This is a genomic window from Pseudomonas sp. 05N434 (assembly GCF_056396965.1).
The window spans coordinates 1-3,393 of sequence record NZ_JBFTMK010000544.1 but is presented as its reverse complement, the minus strand read 5'-3'; the positions used below and the strand labels follow the sequence as shown (position 1 = coordinate 3,393).

At 52.3% G+C, this 3,393-nt stretch carries 3 protein-coding genes; all 3 read right to left on the bottom strand.

The genetic code is table 11. The features are described from left to right. A partial coding sequence (locus tag AC1DLB_RS25440; RefSeq protein WP_477785867.1) for a phosphatidylinositol-specific phospholipase C domain-containing protein occupies positions 1-838 on the bottom strand: 838 nt, incomplete at its 3' end. Between the two features lie 149 nt (positions 839-987). Then, positions 988-2,283: a glycosyltransferase gene (locus AC1DLB_RS25435; protein WP_064618045.1), complete on the bottom strand. Its 1,296-nt coding sequence runs from the start codon at positions 2,281-2,283 to the stop codon at positions 988-990. A gap of 146 nt (positions 2,284-2,429) precedes the next feature. Beyond that, positions 2,430-3,393 (bottom strand): M35 family metalloendopeptidase (locus AC1DLB_RS25430; RefSeq protein WP_477785866.1); only part of this gene is annotated, 964 nt, incomplete at its 5' end.

The following is a 3,393-nucleotide window of genomic DNA, read 5'->3' as shown; positions in this document are numbered from 1 at the left end:
GGTTTGCGGTCAGGCAATACGAAACGATGTTGCTTTCTTCAATGAAGTCGACATTGATAATGTTGCACCGTGTTGCCCAGTCGCTTTTATTCGGGTCAAACCACGAATTAAGCTCATCGTGAATATCTACCGGACCACCGAGAGCGCTATAACTGGTCGCGGACAGGGACCATGGGGCCCATGTGCCTGGCGGGAATTTCAGCACTTTTATAATGTGCTGCTCCAACTCGGAGGCACTGGTGAGGCCGTTTCCAGACCATTTGTGCTCGATCTGTTCAATGAATAGGTTTTGATCAAGGGCTCTGTTCCTGGGGGCTGCGACCAGTATTCTTTGCAAAGAACTGATTTGTTTGAGTTGACGCAGACTCAGCGACCGGTTTTTGCTGGGAATGATCCGATGACCGAGAAAGTGGATCATCATGTCATTAAAATAAGCGAAGTCAAACGTGCTTCCGCTCAGATCGTGAAAGTCCAGGATGATGAATTCATTGGGGTTTTCCTGGAGGAATTTTTCTACATCGGTTACAAGTTGGCCCAGGGTTCGGTCATTGCGATAATTGTTATGATGACAGCGAAATTTTCCAAGTCCCGGCGCGCGGGCGTCGTAAGTCAGGCGAATATCCAGCGCGCGGGAACCGTTGTGTAGCTGGGAATAAAACGATTTATGCTGACAGGCCAGCCAATGGGCTCCCGGGCCTTGCAGCCAAGTGGCTTTCCAGTCGCTTCCGGCGTTATGGGTGCCTGGCAGTGTCAACTCATTGAGCGACAGTGTATCGATTGCCGGCGTGCTGGCCATCCAGTTTCTAAGTACGTAGTTGTTCTGAACAGTATTGTCCATTTAATGCTTCCTTGCATAGTTTGATAGGTGTTATCGGTTGGCCGAAGTGAGTGGCTGTTACTCACTTCGGTCAATAATTTATAAAGGGAAAGAGCGGGGCGATCAATCGTTGTGATAATGCAAGATATGTGTATTTGGTTGTGCGTAACTTAGGCAGGGTTTCGGTTTTTCGCCTCAATCCATTGCGCCATGTATTGCGTACTTTTATGGTGGTGATGACGCAACATACTACCGGTAAAATTATCGCGTCTAAGTTGAGTCAAGTGCTGTTGGCAGTGCAACAACTTCTTGATCAACGCCGGGCCATGTTCCGACATTTTATATCGATCGGCCAGTAACCTCTGTCCGTGGGATTGGGCCTGCGCCCAAAGCGCTTCATCCTTATACAGCCGCACCGCACAGTCAGCCAGTTCCCGTGCCGTGCGGGCCACGGTCCCAGGCCAGGGATGATTGCCATGCATGGCTTCGGCGCCGATGGGCGTCGTCACCGTGGGGGTGCCACATAACATGGCGTCGACGATCTTGCCTTTGATACCGGCACCGAAGCGTAGAGGCGCCAGACAAATGCGTGCCGCCGACATCACTTGCAAAGCATCTTCTGCCCAGTTCATGACATGAAAGCCCTGGGCCGGGTTGTGCAACGCGGTAGCTTTGGGGGGGGTATAAGCGCCGTAGATATGCAACTGAGCCGTGGGCAGTTGCTCGCGGATCAACGGCCAGATAGCTGTTTTCATCCAGAGCACCGCATCCCAGTTCGGCGCATGTCGAAAATTGCCGATGCTGAGAAAGTGCGCCCGATCTTCAAAGGCTGTCGGCGGCACGAGCTCAGGTTCGACCATCAGCGGACACCAGTGCAACAAGTTGCGCGGCAGCTTGAACTGCTCGACCAGCAATTCGATCTCCACTTCAGAGATCATCAGGTTCAAGTCGCAACGGTACAGCGCAGCAATCTCCCGTTTGGCGAGATCGGTATCAGCCATCAGTTCGAACTCTTCGCGCAACGCCGGCGCGAACAAGTCGCTGAAATCATTATTGTCGTCATTGACCTTCAAGCGATCCTTGAGGCGCTGATGCCGGGCGTGCCGCAAGCTTTGCAGATCCGATGTCTCGAGGACACGCAGGGCATCGGGACAGTATTTTTCGACCCGCCAGCCAAACTGCTCCTCCATCATGAACTGATCGAACAGCACTATGTCCGGAGCAAGTTCACTGACGAAGTCGTCGAAACTGCTGTTGTTCAATTCAATCGGAATTTCACGAATGCCCAACGCCGTCAGATCAGCCCGATGTTCGCCGGTGCCGGCCGGGCTACTGAAGGTGACGTCCCAGCCTTGCTGCAAGAATGTCTCAAGGATTTGCATGACGTGCCCACCGGCCGCTGAAGAACGGGGCTCGGGCCAGACGTAACCAATGACCAGGACTTTGGTTGCGTTGAGCTGACTCATGACAGTGTTCCTTGGTGTAGGCGAGGAGGGACGAAGAAAAGGCCGCAATTAAACCACAGGAGGCGATTCCTGTGAGTTTGCGGCCGTTTACTTGAGTCGACGGGAGGTCAGCGCCCCTGTTGACAGAGATTTTCTGTCCCAAGCATCTAGGCGAGTGTAGACAGATTAATGATCACAGCCTCCGTGATGTGCTTACCGGTTGCGGTGTCGAACTTGCTCCTCATCCGGCCCAGGTTTTCGAGAAAGCGCGGGTAATTGGCCGATCGTTGATTCAGCAAGCCAATAGCCAGGGCGTAAGAGTCGGCGTTCAGGAGTGCAGGAGCCTCGGCAACGATCTTGGGCAAGTCTTTTTTAAGCTGGTTAAACTCACGGAACCCCTTGTGATCGGCATCCCGCAATGTGAAAGGATCTAATCCTTCCGGATGCTTCGCCAGATTCATCAACTGAGTCACATCGACATCGCCGGCCTTACCAAATGCGGGATCCGGGTTGCCATACATCAGGTCAATCGTACGTTGTGAGCCATGAGACATCTCATGCACCACGCCATCAGCGATCCGTCCTCTGTCGAACCTTTCCTTTTGGAAAAAGTCAGTCATATTGTCCGAGTAGATCTTAATGAATCGACTGTTAACTGAATCGGCAGGGTAATTCGCTGCTTTCCATCGCGCGAAGGTCTCGGGAAGCATTGCCGCCAGCGCGCCGTCCGAAGGTTTTTTTACAATATCTATGTTCTTCAGGGAGATGTGATTGAGGTCTTTTTTCATTTTGCGTAATGCTTCGGTCAGGTGCTCAACAGTTTGAGCGGAACTGTTGCCGAAGAAATACTTTATTACTGCTTTTACTTCGAAATCAGCACTGTTCGCCACCAGTTGATGCAGTGCGGTGTCAATTTTTGTCTGGGCGATCGGTAAGCTTCTTTTGACATAGGCGGAGACGAAGCTATCCGGCAGGAGTTTCTTGCGAACGTAGGACTTGAAACTCAAGTCGAAGTTTTTGAGTTTCTTTCCCCACGGCTGCCCCAGCCGGTTGAGAGCGTACCAGTCATCCTGCATGCGGACCGCAGACACGACGAAAGAATCTCCAGAGCTACCCAGCGGACGCCAGGTT

Bases quoted from the DNA above. Each gene is read 5' to 3' on its own strand.
- AC1DLB_RS25435 (WP_064618045.1), bottom strand. From the start codon at position 2,283: ATGAGTCAGCTCAACGCAACCAAAGTCCTGGTCATTGGTTACGTCTGG.